Genomic DNA, 22,778 nt, shown 5'->3' with positions numbered 1-22,778 from the left:
TATCATGGCAACCCTGTTCAGTATTTACAACACGGCCCGCCCTTCAACGCGGTCAACCTTGATAAACGAGCGGCACGCGCCGCACATTACAAAATAGTTGGTAGGCGATGGTGCCGGCGGCACTGGCGACGTCGTTGGCGAGTACATTGCGCCCCCACAGCTCTACCGGGCTGCCCACGGTCGCGGCCGGTACTTCGGTAAGGTCGATGCTCAGCATGTCCATCGACACCCGCCCCAGTAGCCGGCTGCGCTGGCCGGCTACCCACACCGGGGTGCCGGTGGGCGCGTGGCGCGGGTAGCCGTCAGCGTAACCCATGGCGACCACGCCCACGCGCATGGGCTTGTCGGTCACGAATTGTGCGCCGTAGCCCACCGGCTCACCGGGGCCCAGTTGCTGCACGCCTATCACTTTCGATTCCAGCGTCATTACCGGCTTGAGCCGCGAAGCATTGGCCTGGGCCTCTTCGAACGGGCTGGCGCCATACAGCATGATGCCGGGGCGCACCCAGTCGCTGGGCAGTTGGGGCCAGCCGAGCAACGCCGGTGAGTTGCGTAAGCTGGTTTCCGCGCCCAGGCCCTGGGTGGCGGCCCGGAACACCGCGGTTTGGTCGTTGCTGGCAGGGCTGCCCAGTTCGTCGGCCCGAGCAAAGTGGCTCATCATCACCACCTTGCTGACCTTACCACTGGCCTGCAGGCGCCGGTACGCCGCGGCATAGTCGCCGGGTTGCAGGCCAACACGGTGCATCCCCGTGTCGAGCTTGAGCCATACCTGGATCGGCTGGCTGAGGCTGGCCTGTTCGATGGCTTGCAGTTGCCACAGCGAATGCACCACGCACCACAGCCGGTGTTCCGCGATCAGCGCAAGCTCGGTGGCCTCGAAAAAACCTTCGAGCAACAACACCGGCGCCTGCACCCCGGCGGCACGCAGCTCAAGCGCTTCTTCGATACAGGCCACGGCAAAACCGTCGGCCTCGGCATGCAGGGCCTGCGCGCAGCGCACCGCGCCATGGCCGTAGGCGTCTGCCTTGATCACCGCCAAGGCTCGGCTGCCGGCAAGCTTACGGGCGAAGCGGTAGTTGTCACGCAGGGCTTGCAGGTCGATCAGGGCACGGGCTGGGCGCATGGCGGTCTTCTGTCAATTCGGGTTACGGGCAAAGAAAACCCGGCCGCGCGCCAAGCGGGCCGGGCGTGGGGCGCATTCAGTTGGTAGCGGCGGTCACCGACATTTCCACCAGGATCCACGGCTCACAGAGCTTGGCTTGCACCGTAGCCCTGGCCGGGGCCACGCCCTGGGGCAGCCATTGGTCCCAAACGCTGTTCATGCCGGCGAAGTGGCGGTCGATGTCGCGCAGGTAAATGGTCACCGACAACAGCTTGGTTTTGTCGGTACCGGCGGCTTCGAGCAAGCGCTCGATATTGGCCAGGGTTTGCCGGGTTTGTTCTTCGATACCAACGCTTTCGTCGTTGCTCACTTGGCCGGCAAGGTACACCGTGCCGTTGTGGGTCACGATTTCACTCATGCGCTCATTGGTGTGCTGGCGCTGTATGGGCATGCTTTGCAATCTCCGGGTGTTTGCCGTAGCGGGAAATATCCAAGCCCTCGGCACTGATCTGGGGGTTTTTACGCGCCATCAGGTCGGCGAGCAGCCGGCCGGAGCCGCAGGCCATGGTCCAACCCAGGGTGCCATGGCCGGTGTTGAGGAACAGGTTGCGGTAGGGCGTAGCCCCAACGATGGGCGTGCCATCGGGGGTGGTCGGCCGCAAGCCGGTCCAGAAGCTTGCTTCTTGCAGGTTCCCGCCGCGAGGATAAAGGTCGTTGACGATCATCTCCAGCGTTTCACGGCGCCGTGGGTTCAGCGACAGGTCAAAACCTGCGATCTCGGCCATGCCGCCCACGCGGATACGGTTGTCGAACCGCGTGATCGCCACCTTGTAGGTTTCGTCGAGAATGGTCGAGGCCGGTGCCATGGCCGCGTCGACGATCGGGATGGTCATCGAGTAGCCCTTGAGCGGGTACACCGGGGCCTTTACGCCCAATGGCTTGAGCAAGGCCGGCGAATAACTGCCCAAAGCCAGCACGTAGCGGTCGGCGGTTTCCAGCTTACCGTCGATGATTACCCCGTTGATGCGGTCGCCAGCGAAGTCCAGGCGCTGCACCTGCTGGCCAAAACGGAACTGCACCCCCAGCCCCACGCACAGCTCGGCCAGGCGTGTGGTGAACATCTGGCAGTCGCCGGTCTGGTCGTCGGGCAGGCGCAAGGCACCGACGAGCAGGTCGCCGGTGTCGGCCAGGGCGGGCTCCACGCGAGCGATGCCGGCACGGTCGAGCAGTTCGAAGGGCACCCCTTCACGCTCAAGCACGGCGATGTCTTTGGCGGCGTTATCCAGTTGTGCCTGGGTGCGGAACAACTGGGTAGTGCCCAGGGCGCGGCCTTCGTAGCGGATGCCGGTTTCGGCTCGCAGCTCATCGAGGCAATCGCGGCTGTACCCCGACAAGCGCACCATGCGCTCTTTGTTGATCGCGTAGCGGTGGGCGGTGCAGTTACGCAGCATCTGCGCCATCCACAGGTACTGGTCGAAGTCGCCGGTGGCCTTGATCGCCAAGGGCGCGTGGCGTTGCAACAGCCATTTGATGGCTTTGAGCGGTACACCTGGCGCGGCCCAGGGCGAGGCATACCCGGGGGACACCTGGCCGGCATTGGCGAAACTGGTTTCCAGCGCCACGCCGCCCTGGCGCTCGACCACCACCACCTCGAAGCCCTGGCGGGCCAGGTAATACGCACTGGTGGTGCCGATGACACCACCGCCAAGTACCAGCACACGCATGTTCACCCCTTGCACGGCCTAGCGCGCGAAAAATGCTTGAGAACGTTTCGATGGCGGCAGTATAGAAAGGGCAAAGCAGTGCTTTTCACTATATAAAAAGCTATATTTGGCGATAATTCCCGGCTGAAACAGCTCCCTTGGAGTGGCATTGCCTATGCGAACCCAGCACCAGAGCAAACGCGAACTCGACAAAATCGACCGCAACATCCTGCGCCTGTTGCAGGCCGACGGGCGACTGTCATTCACCGAATTGGGTGAGCGAGTGGGCTTGTCGACCACCCCATGCACGGAGCGAGTGCGCCGTTTGGAACGCGAAGGGATCATTATGGGCTACTACGCCCGGCTTAACCCACAGTATCTTAAGGGTAGCCTGTTGGTGTTCGTCGAAATCAGCCTGGACTATAAATCGGGCGACACCTTCGACGATTTCCGCCGGGCGGTGCTGCGGCTACCCCACGTGCTGGAGTGCCACTTGGTGTCGGGCGACTTCGATTACCTGGTAAAAGCGCGGATTTCCGAGATGGCTTCATACCGCAAGCTGCTGGGCGACATCTTGCTGAAGCTGCCCCATGTGCGTGAATCGAAAAGCTACATCGTGATGGAAGAGGTAAAGGAAAGCCTCAACTTGCCGGTGCCAGACTGACCGCGCGCCGCCTTTGCGCGGCGCACGCCCTTATAGCCGTTTCGGGTTCAACACAGCACGCTAGCCCTTCCAAAAAGGTTTGCACCCTTCGCGCTGCGCATCGGCGCGGCTCAGGCCCAAATCCTTGAGCTGCGCAAGGTCCAACGCCAGCAGTTGCTGGCGGGTGCGCCAGCGGTGAATGTACACCCCCAGCCAGCCGAGCCCAGCAGGGCCGCCCACCTCATGGGTGGCCGCAACGCAGCATTGGCGTTCAGGTTCGGTGGGGTAAAGCCGCAGGGGTACACCGCGGATCTGCTCCATGTACTGTTCCTTCCAAAGCTTATCTGTATGGAAGAAAATAATGGATTTAATGCCTATTTAAATACAGACTCAGCACCTCGGGATATTTACCATACAGATAACGCCAGCCGGGCCCTGTATGGCGTCAAAATTCCTCATCTGTATGGGTATCCGGTGAATGACGCTCTACCTCCATTTGGCCCAATTGCTGGGTGAACGCATCGAACAAGGGTTGTACCGGCCCGGTGATCGCTTGCCGTCTGTGCGGGCACTGAGCGCCGAGCATGGGGTCAGCCTGAGCACCGTACAGCAGGCCTACCGGGTGCTGGAAGATTCTGGCCTGGCCGCGCCCCGGCCAAAATCGGGGTTTTTCGCCACCGCGGGCGCCACCTTGCCCGCGCTACCGGCCGTGAGCCGTGCGACTCAACGGCCAGTGGATATTTCCCAGTGGGACCAGGTGGTCGAGATGGTCCGCGAAGGCCCGAGCAAACATACAGTCGCGCTCGGCTGCGGCATGCCAGACATCACCAGCCCCACCCTCAAGCCCTTACTGCGCAGCCTCGCCCGCTTGAGCCGGCGCCTGGACATGCCGGGGCTGTATTACGACACGTTACCTGGCACGCCGGCGCTGCGTGAACAGATCGCCCGCCTGCTGGTGAACTCCGGCTGCCGGCTGGGCGCCGATGACATACTGATCACCGCCGGTTGCCACGAGGCGTTGTCGTGCAGCGTGCGGGCGCTGTGCCAACCGGGCGATATCGTGGCCGTAGACTCGCCCAGCTTCTTCGGCTCGATGCAAACCCTGCAAGGGCTCGGCATGAAGGCGTTAGAGATCCCCACCGACCCACTCACTGGCATTAGCCTACCGGCCCTGGAATTGGCACTGGAGCAGTGGCCGGTCAAGGTGATCCAACTTAACCCCAACTGCAACAACCCGTTCGGCTACATCATGCCCGAGGCCAATAAGCGCGCCCTGCTCAGCCTGGCGCAGCGCTACGACGTGGCGATCATCGAAGATGATGTATACGGCGACCTCGCTTACGAGTACCCACGCGCGCGCACGATCAAGTCGTTCGACACCGACGGCCGGGTGCTGCTGTGCAGTTCGTTTTCCAAAACCCTCGCGCCGGGGCTGCGCATGGGCTGGGTGGCGCCGGGGCGCTACCAGGAGCAAGTCGCGCACATGAAGTACATCGGCAGCGGCTGCACCGCCACACAGCCGCAGTTGGCGATCGCCGACTTCATCGCCGGCGGCCATTATGAGCCCCATGTAAGGCGCATGCGTGGCCAATACCAGCAAAGCCGCGACGAAATGACCGCCTGGGTGCGGCGCTACTTCCCTGCCGGCACCCGGGTCAGCCGCCCGCGCGGCGGTTTCATGCTGTGGCTGGAGCTGCCTGAACGCTTCGATTCGGTGGCGCTGAACCAAGCGCTGAAGGGCCAGGGCGTGCAAATTGCCGTGGGCAGTATTTTCTCGGCCTCGGGCAAATACCGCCATTGCTTGCGGATGAACTTCGCGGCACGCCCCACCGCGCAGATAGAAGACGCCGTGCGCAAGGTGGGGCAAACCGCCGCGCAGTTGCTGGCCGCGGGCTAACTTGCCTGGCGTTTCGGTGTCACATGCCCACTTGCCTGAGCGGACCCTCTTTGCGTGAAGCACCTGATGCTGTTGTTCACACTGTTGCTGGCAGCCGGCTGCGCTAGCCCACCCAGCCACCGGCAGCACAGTGAAATGCTCCCAGCCGGGCAGTCGAGCCTGGGGCGCCCGATCTTCGCGCAGTCCGCCACCCATGCCGGCCTCTCCGGTTTTTACCTGTTGCCTGGCAACAGCGCGGCGTTCCGGGCACGTGCCGAGCTGGTTCGCAACGCCAAGTCGAGCATCGACCTGCAGTACTACATCGTCCAGGACGGTCTGAGCACTCGGGCCTTGCTCGATGAATTGATCAAGGCCGCCGACCGTGGAGTGCGGGTGCGCATGCTGCTCGACGACACCACCAGCGATGGCCTCGACGACGTGCTTGCCGCGCTCGCCAGCCACCCGAATATTCAGGTACGGCTATTCAACCCGCTGCACCTGGGCCGCGCGACCGGCGTAACCCGTGGGCTGGGGCGATTGATGAACTTGAGCCAGCAGCACCGGCGCATGCACAACAAGCTGTGGCTGGCCGACGACAGCGCCGCTATCGTTGGCGGGCGCAATATTGGCGATGAGTATTTCGACGCCGAACCGAACCTTAATTTCACTGACATCGACTTGCTCGGCATGGGCCCGGTCGCGCGGGAACTGGGCGACAGCTTCGACCAATACTGGAACAGCGCGCTCAGCCGGCCGATCGGCGAGGTTTACGGCGCCGCCCGCAACGATGCACTGGCCGGCCTGCGGCGCGACCTGGAACGCTCGCTCGCCGAGGCCAGCGCCAAGCGCAAAAAACTCTACGACCGCTTGATGAGCTACCGCCAGCACCCGCAACTCGACAACTGGCGCCAGCAACTGATCTGGGCACCCAGCAAGGTACTGTGGGACGCCCCTAGCAAGATTCTTTCCCAAGGCGCGCCGGACCCGCACCTGCTGTTGACCACCCAACTGGCACCTGAACTGCTGGCGGTGAACCAAGAGCTGATATTGGTTTCAGCGTATTTCGTACCCCGCGAAACCGGGTTGCTTTACCTCACCGGCGCCGCTGATACCGGCGTGCAGGTCAGTCTACTGACCAATTCCCTGGAGGCCACCGACGTGCCCGCCGTGCACGGCGGCTACGCGCCCTACCGCAAGGCGCTGCTCGAACACGGCGTAAAACTGTTCGAACTACGCCGCCAGCCCGGCGAAGATAACGCATTCCATTACCCCCTGCATGGCAGCTCGGACTCCAGCCTGCACAGCAAAGCCATGGTGTTCGACCGGCGCAAAGTGTTCCTCGGCTCGTTCAATTTCGACCCGCGCTCGGTGCTGTGGAACACCGAAGTGGGCGTATTGGTCGACAGCCCCGAGCTGGCCCAGGCGACCCGGCAATTGGCGCTGCAGGGGATGTCGCCGGCGCTGAGTTATCAGGTTGAGTTGCAGGGCGAGCAGTTGACCTGGGCCACCGAAGACAACGGCCGCCTGCACAGGCTCACCCGGGAGCCCGGTGGCTGGTGGCGCCGGCTCAATGCCTGGGTAAGCCAGGCCATTGGGCTGGAGCGGCTGCTTTAATCCGCCACCGCGCAGGCGGCCGGCCTGGCCCGCGCCAACAGCACCAGCACGAAGGCGCCGGCCGCCATCATCCAGGGCAAGGCATGGCCGCTCACCCACTGGCTACCGGCACCGGCCAGCAGCGGCCCAATCAGGCAACCGGCGCCCCACAGTTGCGCAACGTGGGCGTTGGCACGCACCAGCTCGTCGTCGCGAAAGCGCTCGCCGATCAGCACCAGCGAGAGGGTAAACAAGCCGCCGGCACTGGCGCCGAACAATACCCACAGTGGCCAGATCAGCACACTGTGGATAACCAGCGGAACTAACAAGCTGACCACCATCAAGCTGATCGCACAGCCGAGGAACAAGCCATGGCGTGAAACCCGGTCGGCCAGCGCGCCAATGGGCAGTTGCAGCAGCGCGTCGCCCACCACTACGGTGCTGACCATGTACAACGCCACCGAGGTGGAAAACCCCTGCTGCAGGCAATACACCGGCAACAGTGTAAGAATCAGTGCCTCGAAGCCCGCGAACAAGGCAATCGCCCAGGCGATCATCGGCAATTGCCGGCAGAAGCCAAACAGCGCACTGAAGGTCACCCGCGACGCTTCGGCTGCCGGCGCCCCGGTACGGCCCAGCAGTAACAGTGGGGCCGCCAGCAACAGCGCCGTTGCCAGCCAGAAGCCGTAATCACGTTCCGTGCCCAGCACCCCGAGCAGCAGCGGCCCGGCCAGTTGGCTCAAGGCGTAGCTGCTGCCATAGAGCGCCACCAGCCGGCCGCGCCAGCGGTCTACCGCAAGCTGGTTGATCCAGCTTTCGCCCAGCACGAAAAGAATGGTGAGGATACTGCCGATCACCAGCCGCAGGGCTACCCACACCGGGTAACTGGGCAACAGCGCCAACAGGCCGATGGCCAACGCGCCGCCGGCCAAGCAACCGCGCATCAGCGCCGCAGTACCGAAACGCGCGGCCAGCCGGCTGGCCATGCCAGCCCCGAGCAGCACACCCACCGCGGGCATAGCCGCCATCACCCCGATTGCGAAGGCGCCGTAGCCCCAGCCTTCCAGGCGCAGGGAGACCAGCGGCATGCTCATGCCCAGTGCCAAGCCAACGCTCAACACCGATGCCAGCACGGCGAAATAGGTACCCCAACGCATGAAACGCTCCGGTGATCAGCAAAGCCGGCGGCTTGGTATCACAGTTTGATCCAAGTGGCCTTGAGTTCGGTGTATTTGTCGAAGGCATGCAGCGACTTGTCCCGGCCGTTGCCCGACTGCTTGAAACCACCGAATGGCGCGGTCATGTCGCCGCCGTCGTATTGGTTCACCCATACGCTGCCGGCGCGTAGCGCCTTGGCGGTCAGGTGGGCCTTGGAGATATCCGAACTCCACACGGCCGCGGCCAAGCCATAGGGGGTATCGTTGGCGATGGCGATGGCTTGCTCGGCCGTGTCGAATTCGAGTACCGACAGCACCGGGCCGAAAATCTCTTCCTTGGCGATGCGCATGGCATTGCTTACCCCGTCGAAGATCGTCGGTTCCACATAGGTGCCGCCGGTGTCTTCAAGGGTACGCTTGCCACCGACCAGCAGCGTGGCGCCTTCCTGGTGGCCGGCTTCGATATACGACAGCACCGTGTTCATCTGCTGGGTATCGACCAACGCACCCACATTGGTATTCGGGTCCAGCGGGTTGCCGGGTTTCCACTGTTTCAGCGCTTCGACCACCATCGGCAAAAAGCGCGCTTTGATCGAGCGCTCCACCAGCAGCCGCGAGCCCGCCGTGCACACTTCGCCTTGGTTGAAGGCGATTGCGCTGGCCGCTGCCTCGGCGGCCGCTTGCAGGTCGGGGGCGTCGGCAAAAACGATGTTCGGGCTCTTGCCCCCGGCTTCGAGCCATACCCGCTTCATGTTCGATTCACCGGCGTAAACCATCAACTGCCGGGCGACCTTGGTGGAGCCTGTGAACACCACGGTGTCCACATCCATGTGCAAGGCCAGCGCCTTGCCCACGCTGTGGCCATAGCCGGGCAGCACGTTGAGCACGCCCTTGGGAAGGCCGGCCTCCACGGCCAACTGGGCGACGCGAATGGCCGTCAACGGGGACTTTTCCGAAGGCTTGAGGACCACCGAGTTACCGGTGGCCAATGCCGGGCCAAGCTTCCAGCAGGCCATCATCAGCGGGAAGTTCCAAGGTACGATGGCGGCGACCACCCCCACCGGCTCGCGAGTCACCAAGCCAAGCTGGTCGTGGGGCGTAGCGGCCACTTCGTCGTACAGCTTGTCGATGGCCTCGCCGCACCAGGCGATGGCGTTGGCCGAGGCGGCTACGTCGATATTCAATGCGTCACTGATCGGTTTGCCCATGTCGAGGGTTTCGAGCAAGGCCAGTTCTTCGGCATGCTGCCGGATCAGGCCGGCGAAGCGCAGCAACGTGGCTTTGCGCTTGGCTGGGGCCAGGCGAGACCAACTGCCCGCTTCGAACACTTGGCGGGCGTTGGCCACGGCCCGGTTCGCGTCGGCCTCGCCGCAACTGGCCACGGAGGCCAGCAAACGCCCATCGACGGGGCTCAGGCAATCGAACACCGCGCTGGCAGCAGCGTCGGTGTACTGCCCATCGATAAACGCGCGGCCTTCGATTTCAAGGCTGCTGGCGCGTTGTTCCCAATCGGCGCGGGTCAAAGTGGTCATTGGGCGTGTCTCCTCGTGTAGATGCGAACCGTGTCGGTGGTGAGCTGACACAGCTTAGTCGATCTACCCTAATGCACGGACAAATGGTTATCAATATATTTGACACTTTAGCCACAATAACCCCGTTATTGTATGTTTTATTAAACACGGCAGCAGGGCTCACGGCTATCCGTAGCCTCATGAGTTTCGCCCGCGGTGTGCATGGTATAGGCAACTGTCGGCAGGGCTGGCAGCCTGCCCTCTCCGAGGGAATACTCCAGCCTACCTTCAGGTTGCAGGTGAAACCTGGCGTCCCGCCACCATCCCCACCGTCGCAAAACGGCCAAAACCCGCGCCCTTGAGCGGTTCTTTATATTTTTTTAATTCGTTCCAAAGTTGACGCAGGTCAGCATCCTGCCTAAACCAATTCGATACGTTGCTAACTAATTAATGAGCATGAAGGCCCGGCGGTGTCGGGTGGGGTTGAAACACCCCGCCTGAAAACGTCGATTCCTGAACCCACCAACGGAGTCATTTCGATGGGTAGCTGGACCACACAGAATGACGCACGACAACGGCGGCTTGCCGCGGGCGGCCAGTTCGCGCAAGGCAAGGCAGTAGCGGTAGATAAGCTGACGTCATTTTTAGAAGCCGTTATCCATCCAGGCGACCGCGTTTGCCTGGAAGGCGATAACCAAAAACAAGCACAGGTGCTTGCGCAGGGGTTGGTAGGTGTGGACCCGCAGAAGGTTCATGACCTGCATATGGTGCAATCAGGGATCGTATTGCCAGAGCACCTGGACCTTTACGAGCGCGGCATCGCCCGCAAACTGGACTATTCCTATTCCGGGCCGCAATCCCGGCGTATCACCACCATGCTGGCCGACGGCAAGATCGAACTGGGGGCCGTGCACACCTACCTTGAGTTGTTCGCGCGTTACTTTATCGACCTGACACCGAATATCGCCTTGATCGCTGCGGTTTGCGCCGACAAGCACGGTAACCTGTATACCGGCCCCAATACCGAAGACACCCCCACCATCGTCGAAGCCACGGCGTTCAAGGGGGGCTTGGTCATCGCCCAAGTCGAAAAAATCGTCGACAGCGTGCCGCGTGTCGATATACCCGGCGACAGGGTTCATTTTGTGGTGGAAACCGGCAAGCCGTTTTACGTCGAGCCGCTGTTCACCCGCGACCCCGCCTTGATCACGGAGACTCAGATTCTGTGCGCGATGCTGGCCATCAAAGGCATCTATGCGCCCTATCAGGTTCAACGCATCAACCATGGTATCGGCTTCAGCACGGCAGCGATCGAGTTGCTGTTGCCCACCTATGGCGAAGCGCTTGGGCTTAAGGGCAAAATATGTACACATTGGGCGTTGAACCCGCACCCCACTTTGATACCGGCGATAGAAGCCGGCTGGGTGCAGCAAATCCATAGCTTCGGTTCGGAAGTGGGCATGGAAAACTACATGGCCGCCCGCCCCGATGTCTATTTCACCGGCGCGGATGGCTCGCTGCGCTCGAACCGGGCGTTTTGCCAGACCGCCGGGCTGTACGCCTGCGATATTTTCATCGGCTCGACCTTGCAGATCGACCTTCAAGGCAACAGCTCGACCGTTACCGCTACCCGCACGGCCGGCTTCGGTGGCGCGCCCAACATGGGTTCCGACCCCCACGGGCGCCGGCACCCCAGCACCCCGTGGCTGAAGGCCGGCGAGGAAGCGAACCCCGACATGGCGCCAGCGCTACGGCGTGGCAGAAAGCTGGTGGTGCAGATTGGCGAAACCTTCGGCGACAAAAATACCTCGCTGTTCGTGGAAAACCTCGATGCCATCTTGCTCGCCGACAAGCTGAAGCTGGAGCTGGCACCGGTGATGATCTACGCCGACGACGTGACGCACATCGTCACCGAAGAAGGCATCGCCAACCTGTTGCTGTGCCGTAGCAGCGCCGAGCGCGAACAGGCGATACGTGGGGTAGCGGGCTATACCGAGTTAGGCCGGGGCCGCGACGCCGCCCTGGTCGACCAGTTGCGCCAGCGCCGGGTGATCCAACGGCCGGAAGACCTGGGCATCGACCTGCTCGACGCCGACCGCCGTTGGCTGGCCGCACGCTCCGTCAAAGACCTCATGGTCGCCTCGGGCGGGCTGTATAACCCGCCCAGCAAATTCCGCAATTGGTAAGAGGCCGCTCCCATGGAAAACCTAACCTTTACGCTTAAGGCGCCGAAAGCCGCCACTGGCACGCAAAAGCAGGCGCTCACCGGTGTCGTCGCCTCGGGAAATCTCGAGGTGTTGGTAGAACGCGTACGCGAACCCAACGTGTGCGAAGTGAATATTGCGACCGCCGCCCATGGCTTCGCGCCGGTATGGCAAGCCGTTGTCGAAGAGTTCGTGGCCCGCCGGGCGGCGGGTGGCCTGCGCATTTCCATCAATGATGGCGGTGCACGCCCAGACACCGTGGCCTTGCGCCTCGCCCAAGGCGTAAGGCTCATCGAGGAGAACGCACAATGAGCGATGCATTACGGCCCATTACCAGTTGGTACGAATCCACCGCGCGCCAGCGCATAGCCGGCCTGTTGGATCGCGGCAGCTTCACTGAATATATCGGCCCCGAGCAACGCGAAATGAGCCCGCACCTGGACCTCTTCGACCTGCCCAAGCAATTCGACGACGGCATCGTGATTGGCGAAGGCCAGCTCGAAGGCCAGCGGGTGTATGCCGCGGCCCAAGAGGGGCGGTTCATGGGCGGCGCCTTTGGCGAAGTGCATGGGGCTAAATTGATCGGGCTGATCCGGGCAGCGCGCAAGCACAAACGGGATGTACTCATAAGCTTCGATACCGGTGGGGTGCGCCTGCAAGAGGCCAACGCTGGCGAGGTATCGATCGCCGAGATCATCCGCGCCATCCTGTTGGCCCGCGCCGATGGCGTGCGGGTTATTGGCCTGCTGGGCGGCCGTGCGGGTTGTTATGGCGGCGGTGGCTTGATCGCGAACTGCTGTTCGAGCCTGGTGATTTCCGAGCAGGGGCGGTTAAGTGTTTCCGGCCCCGAAGTGATCGAAACCAACCATGGTGTGGAGGAGTTCGACTCCAAGGACCGCGCTTTCGTTTGGCGCACCATGGGTGGCAAGCACCGGTACCTGATCGGCGCGGTAGATGCCTTTGTCGAGGATGACATTGCCGCCTTCCGCGCCGCCGCACGCACGGCTTTGGCAAAACAGGCCCGGTTCGACCTGGCGCTGGTTCAGGCCGAACAACAGCGCCTGGCCACGCGCCTACAGCGCTTGGGCAGCCTGACCGACAGCTTGCAAATTTGGAAAGCGCTGGGCGTAGAGGCGCCGGAGTCGATTTCCAGCTTACCTACAGAAGCGTTTCTTGCCGCTTCGCAAACGGTCCGGGAGTGTGCAGATGAAGCTCGATGAAATTCTTCAATCCCTTTTCCCCGCCGGTTATTCAGCCACGCCCAGGCAGGGGCTGCTGTCCGGCAGTGGCAAACGAGGCAACGGCACGGATGTGCATATTCTCGGCGTCATCGACGATACGCCCCTCGGCATCGAGGATGCGGCCCAATTGGCAAGCCAGGTGCTGGACATCGCCCGCACGCCGGGGGATGCGCCGATCCTGCTGGTAATCGACTCAAGTAGCCAGCGCATGAGCCGGCATGATGAGCTATTGGGGCTGAACGAATACTTATCCCACTTGGCCAAAGCGTTGTTCGTGGCCGAACTCCACGGCCACCGCTCGATCGGGCTGCTGTATGGCCATACGGCCGCCGGTGCCTTCATCGCCACGGCCCTCGCCGCCACCGTGTTGGTAGGGCTGCCGGGCGCCACCCCTGAAGTGATGGACCTGCCCTCGGTTTCGCGGGTGACCAAGTTGTCGATTGACGTGTTGAAAGAAAAAGCCAAAACCAACCCAGTGTTCGCACCGGGCCTGGACTACCTCTTTCCCACCGGCGCTGTGCACCAAATCTGGGACCCGGCCAAACCCTTGGCCGAACAGTTAGAAACCGTGCTGTCGCAATGGCCGGCCGAGGATACCCGCGCGCAGTTAGGCCTGGCGCGGGGTGGGCGGCCGGCAGCGCAGCGCATCATCGACCAGGTTCTGGCCCTGGCAGGGCAGTGATGCTCAGCCACTGGCAGGGCCGCCGGCACACGCTGGTGTGGGTTGAGCCCGCGGCGTGGCGGCACCTGTGCGAGCGAAACCCGGGGGCCTACCCTGAGCAATGGGCGCAGGCCGGGCGGCCGGTTATCGTCCGGCGCCCACTGCTGCAAGACCCTACTGGTGAGGTGCCGCTGGGCTTGCCATTGCCGCCTTCGCTTGGCAAAAAACGCCTGGTATTGACCCTGCCACCGCGCGCTATCGTGGCGGTGCAACCCCCGCCATTGCTGGCCGATGCACAGGAACACGCGCCAGCTTCGTGGCGTACGGCTATCGCGGAAATCCTCGCGGTGGCGCCTCAGGTGCGGGCCTTCGGCAGCTTGGCTTGGTCGGCCTTGACCGGCTTGCCTTACCTGAGCCCTACCTCGGACCTCGACCTGCTATTCGAGTTGGGTGCCGATAGCGAGGGGCTGCTCGACCGCTTGCGGCGCGTGGGCAAGGTCGCGGCAGCCGCGCCGATGCGCATCGATGGCGAGTGCGTGCGCCAAGACGGCTGGGCGGTGAATTGGCAAGAGTTGGCCGACGAAGCACCTGAAGTATTGGTCAAGCGCTTTGGCCCGCCGCTTATGCAACCCCGTGCCGCCTTCCTGCGCGGGGAGGCCGCGCCGCTTGCCGAGCGCTTATGAATATGTACACCAACTGCCCACACTTTATGGAGACAGGCCCATGACAGCCCGTTGTGCCGCGCACGCAGAGTACACCGAGTCTACGATGTCGCTGGCCCACGAGCTGAGCGAACTGGCCGTGGAGTGCTTGCATGTGGAGGTCGATACCTACCCTAAACCGGGCTTGGTCAGCCATGTCGATAATGGCGCACACCGTGATATGGATGCCAGCCTGCTACACCGCAGCGCCGAGGGGCTGGCGCCCTACTTTGTTCAGTTGGCCCTCGCTGGCGCCAGGAACGCCGAGATGGAGCAACTTCGCCAAATCGGTATCGCCGCAGAGGCACATATGCTGGGTATCACCCAGGGTGTGAATACACACCGCGGCGCTATTTTTGGGCTGGGCATGCTAGTGGCGGCGGCGGGCTTGCGGTCGGCCCTGCCCACCAAGGCCCCCCTAGGGCGTATCGTGGCCGAGCGCTGGGGGCCGTCGATTCTGAATGGCCCGGCACCTGGGCATTCTCACGGCGCCCTGGTTACCCGCCGTTATGCGGTGGGCGGCGCCCGAGAGGAAGCAGCACGGGGTTTCCCCGCCGCCTACGGCACCGGGTTGGTCGCGTTGCGAGCCGGCCGCCAACTGGCCCGTGGCGATGAACAGGCAGCCCGGGTGCAGGCGTGTTTTGCGTTAGTTGCCGTATTGGACGATACCAACCTGCTGTACCGCGCCGGCCGGGGCGGGTTGCACTTTGCCCAGGCCGAGGCCGCCGGCTTTTTGTGCGGTGGTGGGGTCGCCATGGCCACGTGGCGGGAACAGGCCTGCGAGATACATCGCCGCTTTGTGGCGCGCAACCTCAGCCCAGGCGGCGCCGCCGATTTACTTGGCATTACGCTGTTCATCGATGCAGAGGAGCGCCGCTTCGCCGCGCCGCCCAAAAACCTGACCGGTCGCCGCCAAGTAGGTGAACCATGTTAGCGATCCTTTGCCCCGGGCAAGGCGCTCAGCACCCCGGCATGTTCGACCTGAGCGGCCAGGCTCCCGCCGCGCAGCCGCTGTTTCAAACTGCTGGCGAACTGTTGGGCGAAGACCCTCGCACCTATGTACAGCACGCCGGTGAGCAGATGTTCGATAACCGCGCCGCGCAGATTCTTTGTGTAGCGCAGGCGCTGGCCGCCTACCTGGCCATAGGCCCTCTGTTGCCGCGCCGCTTGATCGTGGCCGGATACAGTGTGGGTGAGCTTTCCGCCTGGGGCATCGCCGGCTTGCTGACGCCAGAGGGCACCCTGCGCGTGGCCAAGGCCCGTGGCGACCTGATGAGCCAGGGCAGCGGACCCGACGATGGGCTGGCCTTTATTCGCGGTTTGCCGTTGGAGGCCGTACAACGATTGGCCAGCGATCACGGTGTGGATGTCGCGATTATCAACCCCGATGACGTCACGGTAGTGGGCGGCCAGCGCAACGCGCTGCAGGCGATATGTTCAGCCGCCCTTGCGGCCGGCGCCCTGCGGGCCGACCCCCTTGCCGTTCGGGTCGCTTCGCACACCTCGTGCCTGGCCAAGGTGGTGCCTGAGTTTTTCGCCGCCTTGCAGGCCGCCGCGCCAGTGCCGCCGCCGGCGAATATCGTGTTGTTGAGTGCGCTTAATGCACAACCGGTGTTTTCGGTGCCGCAAGCCAGCCAGGCGCTAGCCGATGAGATCGGCCATACCTTGCATTGGAAAGATTGCTTGCAATGCGCTTATGAGCGGGGTGCGCGGGTTTTCCTGGAGCTTGGCCCAGGCCGCGCACTGGCCAACATGGTTACCCGGGCATACCCCGACACCGCCGCGCGCAGCCTCGATGAGTTTCGCTCGCTAGAAGGGGTGGAACAATGGCTTTCAAAACATATCGAGGACGCTTGACACCCCGAACCGACTTATCCCCGCACGCTCCGCCTGATGCTTCGTTAAAACTTCGGCATATTGAGGCTTGAAATGGTCACGTTGATAATTACTGCGCTACTCCCGGTTTATATAGGGCTGGCGCTCGGTTTCTTTGCGGGCAAGCGCCACCTGGTGGACAACCAGAACGTGGCGAGCCTGAATGTGTTGTTGATGCAGTTCGCCTTACCGCTCACGCTTTTCGTATCCATTGCCCGCACACCGCAACGGGTGATTATCGAAAACGGCCCCTTGGCCTTGGTGCTCGCGGGTGGGTTGCTGATCGTATATCTGGCGGTTTTTTATGTGCAGCGGCGCGTCTACAGACTGTCGTTGGGCGACTCGGCCGTACAAACCCTGACCATCGCCTTTCCCAATTTCGCCTCGATCGGGTTGCCGCTGTTGATTCCGATTTTCGGGCAAAGCGCGGCGTTGCCCGTGGCGATCGCGATCGCCGTGGGGTCGATCACCATTTCGCCCCTGACCCTGGCGCTGATCGAAATGCACCGCGCCCAGGAAAACCAGCACGGGCAACCCGCCTCCGCCGCCCGGCAGTTCATCGTGGCGCTGGGCCATTCGGTGCAAAAGCCCATATTCATCGGCCCGGTACTGGGCCTGGTGGTCGCGCTCTCGGGCATTTCGCTGCCGGCTATCGTCGGCACCGCGCTCGGGCCCATGACCAGCGCGACGGCGGGCGTGGGGCTGTTTCTCACCGGCCTGATGCTGTCGGCACAGCCGATCCACCTCGGCAGCAATGTCGTGTTCGGCACCCTGGTCAAAAACGTGATTCAGCCACTGGTGGTACTAGGCTTGGTACTGCTATTTGGAATCCCTTGGCAAATCGGTGTGCAGGCCGTGTTGCTAACCGCGATTCCAGCCGGGTTCTTCGGGTTGGTATTCGGCGCCAGCGCTGGCTTGCGCCCCCCGGTGTCAGGCGCCACCTTGGTGGTGTCGTCCGTGTTGGGTGCAATCACCCTATCGCTGGCCATTTATGTGTGGGCACCTGCCCATTAAAGGCCACCGCACCGGTAGGCATACGCTTGGCGGTACACTTCTGCCGATGTGGCGCGATAGCGCCCCACCGGCCGCCGCCCCGGGTGTTCGGCCAAGTAGATATCTACAGCAATCGCCAGGGCCATTGCGCGAAAAATCTCTGGGTGCCCGTAAGGGTCAATACATTCAAGGAGATTACCCATGGATAACCAACACGTGGTTCAGGCGCTGCAGCACCTACTTGGTACTACCTATGATAAGACAACCAAGTCGACCGTCACCGAACTTACGGGCCGCACGCGCGTTGTCGGCCCCAACGACATCACCACCCGGGAGTTCGACCTGCAGCGCGTGCATGTGCGCGTAGGCGCGCAGGGCCGCATCGAAGCCATTACCTTCGGCTGAGTGCACCCCAACAACAAAAAAACCGCTCGATTGAGCGGTTTTTTTGTGGGCAAGGCAGACCTATTACTTGATCTTGCCTTCCTTGTAGATCACGTGCTTACGAGCGACCGGATCGTACTTCTTGATTTCGATCTTGTCGGGGGTAGTACGCTTGTTCTTGTCGGTGGTGTAGAAGTGGCCGGTACCGGCGCTCGACACCAAACGGATCAATTCACGCATGATTCTCTCCCTTAAACCTTCTCGCCCGCGCGGCGGATGTCAGCCAATACGGCCTCGATGCCACGCTTGTCGATGATACGCATGCCCTTGGCGGAAACGCGCAGGCGCACGAAACGTTTTTCGGCCTCGACCCAGAAGCGATGATGCTGCAGGTTTGGCAGGAAACGACGACGGGTTTTGTTGTTAGCGTGGGAAATATTGTTCCCGGTTACCGGACCCTTACCGGTAACTTGACAGACTCTCGACATGCCTCAGCCCTCTAAACCACATGCCCAACCCGGCATGGGTTGGCCGCTTATCTCTCAGTCGTTGGCGCCACGGCGCCGGTAATCCAAGGGCCAGCAACAGGCTCGCCTGCTGTGCGAACGCGATGGCCCTGGAAAAGAGCGCTGCTTTATACCAGAAACCCCCCGCCACAACAACAGCGCGCACGGCGGAAAACTTTGCAACGGCGCCCGCGGTCCATGCCCCTGTGGGTTACACAGCGCCAACCATTCGTCGCTAAAAAACCTGCATGGGGCATGGCGATTTGCGCCAAACCCCTCTACGGTAGAGTTTTCCCAGACTGCACAGGCAGATGGCTGCACCTTCGACCCCAAGGAACCCCAAGCCCATGCGCCACGCGATCATGCCACTGTTGCTGGTAACCTTGTCTATTCCCATTATGGCCCAGGCCAAGCCCCTGAGTGTGTGTACCGAGGCCAGCCCCGAGGGTTTCGACGTGGTGCAGTACAACTCGTTGACCACCACCAACGCCTCGGCCGATGTTCTGATGAACCGCCTGGTCGAGTACGACGCCAGCACCGGCAAGGTGGTGCCCAGCCTGGCTGAAAGCTGGGAGGTGTCGGCAGATGGCAAGGTCTATACGTTCAAGCTGCGGCCCAACGTGCCGTTCCACACCACCGAATACTTCAAGCCCACCCGGCCGTTGAACGCCGATGACGTGCTGCTGAGCTTCCAACGCATGCTCGACCCGGCCAACCCGTGGCACAAGGTGGCCCAAAGCGGTTTCCCCCATGCCCAGTCGATGCAACTGCCCAGCTTGATCAAGGCGATCGATGCGCCAACCCCCTTGGCGGTGCGCTTTACCCTCGACCATCCGGATGCCACCTTCCTGGCCACGCTGAGCATGGGCTTTGCATCCATCTACTCGGCCGAGTACGCCGGCCAGTTGCTCGCTGCCGGCACCCCGGAGAAACTCAACAGCCAGCCCATCGGCACCGGCCCATTCGTATTCGTGCGCTACCAAAAAGACGCCGTGGTACGTTACAAGGCCAACCCTGACTACTTTGCCGGCAAGCCGGCGGTAGACCCGCTGATCTATGCCATCACCACCGACCCGACCGTGCGCCTGCAGCGGCTGAAGGCCGGTGAATGCCAAATCGCCTTGTCGCCCAAGCCACAGGATATCAGCGCGGCCCAACAAACCGACACGCTCAAGGTGGTGCAAACACCCGCGTTCATGACCGCCTTCGTGGCCTTGAACACCCAGCACCCGCCGCTGGACAAACCCGAGGTGCGCCAGGCGATCAACCTGGCCTTCGACAAGGCCAGCTACCTCAAGGCGGTATTCGAAGGCACCGCACAGGCGGCCAACGGCATCTACCCGCCCAACACCTGGGGCTATGCCACAGACCTGCCCGGCTATGCCTACGACCCGCAAAAAGCCCGTGACCTGCTGGCCAAGGCCGGCTTGAAAGACGGCTTCAGTACTACCATCTGGACCCGCCCCACCGGCAGCTTACTCAACCCCAACCCGGCGTTGGGCGCGCAACTGCTCCAGGCAGACCTGGCCAAGGTCGGCATCACGGCGCAAATTCGCACCCTCGAGTGGGGCGAGTTGATCCGCCGCAGCAAGGCCGGCGAGCATGACCTGCTGTTCATGGGCTGGGCCGGCGACAACGGCGACCCGGACAACTTCCTCAGCCCGCAATTCAGCTGTGCGGCGGTACAGGCGGGCACCAACTTCGCCCGTTATTGCAGCCCCGAACTGGACAAGCTGATCAGCGATGGCAAAGCACAGCCGGCCCAAGCCGAACGCACCCGCCTGTATCACCAGGCCCAAGCATTGATCCAACAGCAAGCGTTGTGGCTGCCGCTGGCCCACCCGGTCGCCGCGGTACTCACCCGCGGCAACGTGAAGGGTTACCAGCCCAGCCCCTTCGGCCGCCAGGACTTCTCGAAAGTCACCCTCGACTGAACCTCATAGCAGCCCCTGGTCGCGCATCGACAGGGGCTCGCCGTCACCGACGATGAAGTGGTCCAGTAGCCGTACATCGATGAACGCCAGTGCTTCGCGGATACGCCGGGTGACCGAAAGGTCCGCCATGCTCGCCTCGGCCAGCCCCGAAGGGTGGTTATGGCAGAGGATCAACGCTGCGGCGTTGTGCGCCAGCGCTCGCTTGATCACCTGCCGGGGGTAAACGCTGGCGCTGTCGATAGTGCCGTGGAACATGGCCTCGTAGGCCAGCATTCGGTGGCGTGAGTCGAGGAACAGGCACGCGAACACCTCGTGGGGCTCGTGCCTGAGCTTGGCCTTGAGGTAGGCGCGCACGCTGGAAGGTTCTTCGAGCACATCGCGGGCGCCCAACGAACAGGCCAAATAGCGGCGGGCCATTTCCAACACAGCCTGCAATTGGGCGTATTTGGCCTGCCCCAGCCCACGCTCGGCGCAAAAGCTGGCGAGGTCGGCCTCGAACAGGCCGCGCAAACCACCGAAGCGCTGCAGGGCGTCACGCGCCAAGTCTACGGCGCTGCGCCCGGCGATGCCGGTGCGCAGGAATATCGCCAGCAATTCGGCGTCCGACAGCAGCGCTGCGCCGTGCATCAATAATTTCTCTCGCGGCCGCTCCGCCGCGGGCCAATCCCGAATCGCCATGGTACCTCCTTGTACCCCTGGTTGGGCGCTGGTGCGCACACTGTGCTGTGTTATCTTAGCGGAACATTTTGCCCGGCGCCGAAGCAGGCGGGGTACACCTCAACGATCCAAGGCAAGCCTATGCAGCGGCTGTATCGGAAACGCATCGTACTTGGCGTGGGCGGCGGCATTGCCGCCTATAAAAGCGCGGAACTGGTACGGCGCCTGCTTGACCACGGGGCCGAAGTACGCGTGGTCATGACCCGTGGGGGCAGTGAGTTCATCACACCCCTGACCCTGCAAGCACTCTCTGGCCACCCGGTTCACCTCGACTTGCTCGACCCGGCGGTGGAAGCGGCCATGGGCCACATCGCCCTGGCCAAATGGGCAGACCTGGTGCTTATCGCCCCCGCCACCGCCGACTTGCTGGCCCGCCTTGCGCAAGGGCTGGCCAATGACCTGCTCACCACCCTGGTGCTGGCCACCGACGCGGTGGTGGCGGTAGCCCCTGCAATGAACCAGGCCATGTGGCGCGACCCGGCCACCCAGGCCAACCTGCAATTGCTTGAAAGCCGAGGTTTGAAGGTGTTCGGCCCGGCCTCCGGGAGCCAGGCCTGCGGCGACGTGGGCCTGGGCCGCATGCTCGAACCCACTCAGTTGGCCGGGTGTGCCGCGCAGTGTTTCGAACACCGGGCGTTGACCGGCAAACAGGTGCTGATCACCGCCGGGCCGACCCAAGAAAACATCGACCCGGTGCGCTACATCACCAACCACAGCTCCGGGAAGATGGGCTTCGCCCTGGCCGAGGCCGCGGTTGAGGCTGGCGCCCGGGTAACCCTGGTCACCGGCCCCGTGCACCTGCCCACGCCCGACCGTGTGCACCGTATAGACGTAGTCAGCGCCCGCGACATGCTGGCAGCCTGCGAGGCGGCGATGCCCTGCGATGTGTTCATAGCGTCGGCAGCGGTCGCCGACTACCGCCCGGAAGTGATCGCGCAACAAAAGCTCAAGAAAGACCCCAACAGCGCCGATGGGCTGTTACTGCAGATGGTGCGCAACCCCGACATCCTCGCGACCATCGCCGGCCGCGCCGACCGCCCGTTCAGCGTGGGTTTCGCCGCCGAAACCGAGCACCTGCTCGACTACGCCGCGCGCAAGCTCCAAGACAAGAACCTCGACCTGATCGTGGCCAACGACGTGGCCAACCCCAGCATCGGCTTCAACAGCGAAGAGAACGCGTGCAGCGTGATCGACCGCGAACTTCACACCAGCGTGTTCGCCCAGAGCAGCAAGGGCAAGATCGCCCGCCAACTGGTCGCCTTCATCGCTGATCGACTTCACCCAGCCGGATAACCCATGCACGCACTGCAAGCCAAAATCCTCGACCCCCGCCTGGGCAGCGATTTCCCGCTCCCCGCCTATGCCACGCCCGGCTCGGCCGGCCTCGACCTGCGCGCCATGTTGCAAGAACGCACCACCCTGCAGCCTGGCCAGACGCTGCTGATCCCCACCGGCATTGCGATCCATATCGCCGACCCAGCCCTCGCGGCCCTGGTGCTGCCACGCTCGGGGTTGGGCCATAAGCACGGCATCGTGCTCGGCAACCTGGTGGGGCTTATCGATTCGGATTACCAGGGCGAACTGATGGTGTCGTGCTGGAACCGGGGGCAAACGGCGTTCACCCTTGAAGTGGGCGAGCGCATCGCGCAACTGGTGCTGGTGCCGGTGGTGCAAGCCCAATTCGAGTTGGTCGCGCAGTTCGATGATAGCCAGCGCGGCGCTGGCGGTTTCGGCCACTCCGGCACCCATTGAAGCTGCTGGTCGACTAGGCTCTGTACATAATGTTTTCGAGCGAAGGTCAGGCAGCGCGAAAACAGGCGAGGAAGCGGACTGGGCCCGCATCGGGGTTTACTGGTTGTAAATGAGCATTCCGTGATTACATCCGTGATGACATCCGTGCCTGTTTTCAACGCAGCATCACCGATGCGTAGATACATTTCGTACAGAGCCTAGATTCCAGGGACGAACCGCGCGGAG

24 protein-coding genes are annotated in these 22,778 nt (G+C 62.8%); 15 read left to right on the top strand and 9 right to left on the bottom strand.

Features of this window, described 5'->3' with window-relative positions:
* Positions 1-52: 52 nt before the first annotated feature.
* The 3 genes from alr to dadA all read right to left on the bottom strand — a co-directional run bounded on the left by alr (position 53) and on the right by dadA (position 2,826).
* Positions 53-1,123 carry an alanine racemase gene (alr, locus tag HAQ05_RS07045; RefSeq protein ID WP_190418820.1) on the bottom strand — a complete coding sequence of 357 codons (1,071 nt, stop codon included), beginning with the start codon at positions 1,121-1,123 and terminating at the stop codon, positions 53-55.
* Positions 1,124-1,199: 76 nt separating this feature from the next.
* Positions 1,200-1,553 (bottom strand): RidA family protein, encoded by a 354-nt coding sequence (locus HAQ05_RS07040; protein WP_190418818.1) that lies wholly within the window; start codon positions 1,551-1,553, stop codon positions 1,200-1,202.
* A complete protein-coding gene (gene dadA, locus HAQ05_RS07035; RefSeq protein WP_190418816.1) occupies positions 1,525-2,826 on the bottom strand; it encodes a D-amino acid dehydrogenase in 1,302 nt (433 codons plus the stop codon). The genes HAQ05_RS07040 and dadA overlap by 29 nt, the downstream gene beginning before the upstream one ends.
* Before the next feature lie 154 nt (positions 2,827-2,980).
* Between dadA and HAQ05_RS07030 the strand changes: the two genes are divergently transcribed.
* Positions 2,981-3,469: an Lrp/AsnC ligand binding domain-containing protein gene (locus HAQ05_RS07030; protein WP_190418814.1), complete on the top strand. Its 489-nt coding sequence runs from the start codon at positions 2,981-2,983 to the stop codon at positions 3,467-3,469.
* Between the two features lie 60 nt (positions 3,470-3,529).
* On the opposite strand, the gene HAQ05_RS07025 is transcribed toward HAQ05_RS07030, so the two are convergent.
* Positions 3,530-3,769 (bottom strand): YjiS-like domain-containing protein, encoded by a 240-nt coding sequence (locus tag HAQ05_RS07025; protein ID WP_190418812.1) that lies wholly within the window; start codon positions 3,767-3,769, stop codon positions 3,530-3,532.
* Positions 3,770-3,926: 157 nt separating this feature from the next.
* Between HAQ05_RS07025 and HAQ05_RS07020 the strand changes: the two genes are divergently transcribed.
* Both HAQ05_RS07020 and HAQ05_RS07015 read left to right on the top strand, forming a co-directional pair.
* Positions 3,927-5,345, top strand: a complete 1,419-nt coding sequence (locus tag HAQ05_RS07020) for an aminotransferase-like domain-containing protein (protein WP_190418811.1) — start codon at positions 3,927-3,929, stop codon at positions 5,343-5,345.
* Positions 5,346-5,411: 66 nt separating this feature from the next.
* Entirely contained in the window at positions 5,412-6,938 is a 1,527-nt protein-coding gene (locus HAQ05_RS07015; RefSeq protein ID WP_190419057.1) for a phospholipase D family protein, read from the top strand.
* On the opposite strand, the gene HAQ05_RS07010 is transcribed toward HAQ05_RS07015, so the two are convergent.
* Both HAQ05_RS07010 and HAQ05_RS07005 read right to left on the bottom strand, forming a co-directional pair.
* Positions 6,935-8,074, bottom strand: a complete 1,140-nt coding sequence (locus tag HAQ05_RS07010; RefSeq protein ID WP_190418809.1) for an MFS transporter — start codon at positions 8,072-8,074, stop codon at positions 6,935-6,937. The genes HAQ05_RS07015 and HAQ05_RS07010 overlap by 4 nt on opposite strands.
* 38 nt (positions 8,075-8,112) lie before the next feature.
* Complete coding sequence (locus HAQ05_RS07005) at positions 8,113-9,606, bottom strand: aldehyde dehydrogenase (RefSeq protein WP_190418808.1); 1,494 nt, start codon at positions 9,604-9,606, stop codon at positions 8,113-8,115.
* Between the two features lie 518 nt (positions 9,607-10,124).
* On the opposite strand from HAQ05_RS07005, the gene mdcA reads away from it, so the two are divergent.
* From mdcA to HAQ05_RS06960, 9 genes are all read left to right on the top strand, one after another.
* On the top strand, positions 10,125-11,771 hold the full coding sequence (gene mdcA / locus HAQ05_RS07000) for a malonate decarboxylase subunit alpha (RefSeq protein ID WP_190418806.1): 1,647 nt from the start codon (positions 10,125-10,127) through the stop codon (positions 11,769-11,771).
* Between the two features lie 12 nt (positions 11,772-11,783).
* Entirely contained in the window at positions 11,784-12,101 is a 318-nt protein-coding gene (mdcC, locus tag HAQ05_RS06995; RefSeq protein WP_190418804.1) for a malonate decarboxylase acyl carrier protein, read from the top strand.
* Entirely contained in the window at positions 12,098-13,009 is a 912-nt protein-coding gene (locus tag HAQ05_RS06990) for a biotin-independent malonate decarboxylase subunit beta (protein WP_190418802.1), read from the top strand. Before mdcC ends, HAQ05_RS06990 begins: the two co-directional genes overlap by 4 nt.
* A complete protein-coding gene (locus tag HAQ05_RS06985) occupies positions 12,996-13,712 on the top strand; it encodes a biotin-independent malonate decarboxylase subunit gamma (protein WP_190418800.1) in 717 nt (238 codons plus the stop codon). The genes HAQ05_RS06990 and HAQ05_RS06985 overlap by 14 nt, the downstream gene beginning before the upstream one ends.
* Entirely contained in the window at positions 13,712-14,374 is a 663-nt protein-coding gene (gene mdcG / locus HAQ05_RS06980) for a malonate decarboxylase holo-[acyl-carrier-protein] synthase (RefSeq protein ID WP_190418798.1), read from the top strand. Before HAQ05_RS06985 ends, mdcG begins: the two co-directional genes overlap by 1 nt.
* A gap of 40 nt (positions 14,375-14,414) precedes the next feature.
* Positions 14,415-15,326 carry a triphosphoribosyl-dephospho-CoA synthase MdcB gene (gene mdcB / locus HAQ05_RS06975; RefSeq protein WP_202988047.1) on the top strand — a complete coding sequence of 304 codons (912 nt, stop codon included), beginning with the start codon at positions 14,415-14,417 and terminating at the stop codon, positions 15,324-15,326.
* On the top strand, positions 15,320-16,249 hold the full coding sequence (locus tag HAQ05_RS06970; protein WP_190418796.1) for an acyltransferase domain-containing protein: 930 nt from the start codon (positions 15,320-15,322) through the stop codon (positions 16,247-16,249). Before mdcB ends, HAQ05_RS06970 begins: the two co-directional genes overlap by 7 nt.
* Before the next feature lie 72 nt (positions 16,250-16,321).
* Complete coding sequence (locus HAQ05_RS06965) at positions 16,322-17,281, top strand: AEC family transporter (RefSeq protein WP_190418794.1); 960 nt, start codon at positions 16,322-16,324, stop codon at positions 17,279-17,281.
* A gap of 180 nt (positions 17,282-17,461) precedes the next feature.
* Complete coding sequence (locus tag HAQ05_RS06960) at positions 17,462-17,665, top strand: I78 family peptidase inhibitor (RefSeq protein WP_190418792.1); 204 nt, start codon at positions 17,462-17,464, stop codon at positions 17,663-17,665.
* Between the two features lie 63 nt (positions 17,666-17,728).
* Here the strand turns inward: HAQ05_RS06960 and rpmG are convergent, their stop codons facing one another.
* Positions 17,729-17,884 (bottom strand): 50S ribosomal protein L33, encoded by a 156-nt coding sequence (rpmG, locus tag HAQ05_RS06955; protein WP_190418791.1) that lies wholly within the window; start codon positions 17,882-17,884, stop codon positions 17,729-17,731.
* A gap of 11 nt (positions 17,885-17,895) precedes the next feature.
* Complete coding sequence (gene rpmB, locus HAQ05_RS06950) at positions 17,896-18,132, bottom strand: 50S ribosomal protein L28 (RefSeq protein ID WP_190418789.1); 237 nt, start codon at positions 18,130-18,132, stop codon at positions 17,896-17,898.
* A gap of 365 nt (positions 18,133-18,497) precedes the next feature.
* Here rpmB and HAQ05_RS06945 point away from each other — a divergent pair, with 365 nt between their 5' ends.
* Positions 18,498-20,084 (top strand): ABC transporter substrate-binding protein, encoded by a 1,587-nt coding sequence (locus tag HAQ05_RS06945; protein ID WP_190418787.1) that lies wholly within the window; start codon positions 18,498-18,500, stop codon positions 20,082-20,084.
* 3 nt (positions 20,085-20,087) lie between these two features.
* Here HAQ05_RS06945 and radC read toward each other — a convergent pair whose 3' ends face one another.
* Entirely contained in the window at positions 20,088-20,762 is a 675-nt protein-coding gene (radC, locus tag HAQ05_RS06940) for a RadC family protein (protein ID WP_190418785.1), read from the bottom strand.
* Positions 20,763-20,882: 120 nt separating this feature from the next.
* On the opposite strand from radC, the gene coaBC reads away from it, so the two are divergent.
* Positions 20,883-22,094 (top strand): bifunctional phosphopantothenoylcysteine decarboxylase/phosphopantothenate--cysteine ligase CoaBC, encoded by a 1,212-nt coding sequence (gene coaBC / locus HAQ05_RS06935; RefSeq protein WP_190418783.1) that lies wholly within the window; start codon positions 20,883-20,885, stop codon positions 22,092-22,094.
* 3 nt (positions 22,095-22,097) lie between these two features.
* Entirely contained in the window at positions 22,098-22,553 is a 456-nt protein-coding gene (gene dut, locus HAQ05_RS06930) for a dUTP diphosphatase (protein ID WP_190418781.1), read from the top strand.
* Positions 22,554-22,778: the final 225 nt, after the last annotated feature.

This window comes from Pseudomonas typographi, assembly GCF_014694385.1.
GTDB lineage: Bacteria > Pseudomonadota > Gammaproteobacteria > Pseudomonadales > Pseudomonadaceae > Aquipseudomonas > Aquipseudomonas typographi.
The sequence above is the reverse complement of the archived record's forward strand: the minus strand, read 5'-3'. Positions and strand labels throughout refer to the sequence as shown.

Bases quoted from the DNA above. Each gene is read 5' to 3' on its own strand.
- alr (WP_190418820.1), bottom strand. From the start codon at position 1,123: ATGCGCCCAGCCCGTGCCCTGATCGACCTGCAAGCCCTGCGTGACAAC.
- HAQ05_RS07040 (WP_190418818.1), bottom strand. From the start codon at position 1,553: ATGCCCATACAGCGCCAGCACACCAATGAGCGCATGAGTGAAATCGTG.
- dadA (WP_190418816.1), bottom strand. From the start codon at position 2,826: ATGCGTGTGCTGGTACTTGGCGGTGGTGTCATCGGCACCACCAGTGCG.
- HAQ05_RS07030 (WP_190418814.1), top strand. From the start codon at position 2,981: ATGCGAACCCAGCACCAGAGCAAACGCGAACTCGACAAAATCGACCGC.
- HAQ05_RS07025 (WP_190418812.1), bottom strand. From the start codon at position 3,769: ATGGAGCAGATCCGCGGTGTACCCCTGCGGCTTTACCCCACCGAACCT.
- HAQ05_RS07020 (WP_190418811.1), top strand. From the start codon at position 3,927: ATGACGCTCTACCTCCATTTGGCCCAATTGCTGGGTGAACGCATCGAA.
- HAQ05_RS07015 (WP_190419057.1), top strand. From the start codon at position 5,412: ATGCTGTTGTTCACACTGTTGCTGGCAGCCGGCTGCGCTAGCCCACCC.
- HAQ05_RS07010 (WP_190418809.1), bottom strand. From the start codon at position 8,074: ATGCGTTGGGGTACCTATTTCGCCGTGCTGGCATCGGTGTTGAGCGTT.
- HAQ05_RS07005 (WP_190418808.1), bottom strand. From the start codon at position 9,606: ATGACCACTTTGACCCGCGCCGATTGGGAACAACGCGCCAGCAGCCTT.
- mdcA (WP_190418806.1), top strand. From the start codon at position 10,125: ATGGGTAGCTGGACCACACAGAATGACGCACGACAACGGCGGCTTGCC.
- mdcC (WP_190418804.1), top strand. From the start codon at position 11,784: ATGGAAAACCTAACCTTTACGCTTAAGGCGCCGAAAGCCGCCACTGGC.
- HAQ05_RS06990 (WP_190418802.1), top strand. From the start codon at position 12,098: ATGAGCGATGCATTACGGCCCATTACCAGTTGGTACGAATCCACCGCG.
- HAQ05_RS06985 (WP_190418800.1), top strand. From the start codon at position 12,996: ATGAAGCTCGATGAAATTCTTCAATCCCTTTTCCCCGCCGGTTATTCA.
- mdcG (WP_190418798.1), top strand. From the start codon at position 13,712: ATGCTCAGCCACTGGCAGGGCCGCCGGCACACGCTGGTGTGGGTTGAG.
- mdcB (WP_202988047.1), top strand. From the start codon at position 14,415: ATGACAGCCCGTTGTGCCGCGCACGCAGAGTACACCGAGTCTACGATG.
- HAQ05_RS06970 (WP_190418796.1), top strand. From the start codon at position 15,320: ATGTTAGCGATCCTTTGCCCCGGGCAAGGCGCTCAGCACCCCGGCATG.
- HAQ05_RS06965 (WP_190418794.1), top strand. From the start codon at position 16,322: ATGGTCACGTTGATAATTACTGCGCTACTCCCGGTTTATATAGGGCTG.
- HAQ05_RS06960 (WP_190418792.1), top strand. From the start codon at position 17,462: ATGGATAACCAACACGTGGTTCAGGCGCTGCAGCACCTACTTGGTACT.
- rpmG (WP_190418791.1), bottom strand. From the start codon at position 17,884: ATGCGTGAATTGATCCGTTTGGTGTCGAGCGCCGGTACCGGCCACTTC.
- rpmB (WP_190418789.1), bottom strand. From the start codon at position 18,132: ATGTCGAGAGTCTGTCAAGTTACCGGTAAGGGTCCGGTAACCGGGAAC.
- HAQ05_RS06945 (WP_190418787.1), top strand. From the start codon at position 18,498: ATGCGCCACGCGATCATGCCACTGTTGCTGGTAACCTTGTCTATTCCC.
- radC (WP_190418785.1), bottom strand. From the start codon at position 20,762: ATGGCGATTCGGGATTGGCCCGCGGCGGAGCGGCCGCGAGAGAAATTA.
- coaBC (WP_190418783.1), top strand. From the start codon at position 20,883: ATGCAGCGGCTGTATCGGAAACGCATCGTACTTGGCGTGGGCGGCGGC.
- dut (WP_190418781.1), top strand. From the start codon at position 22,098: ATGCACGCACTGCAAGCCAAAATCCTCGACCCCCGCCTGGGCAGCGAT.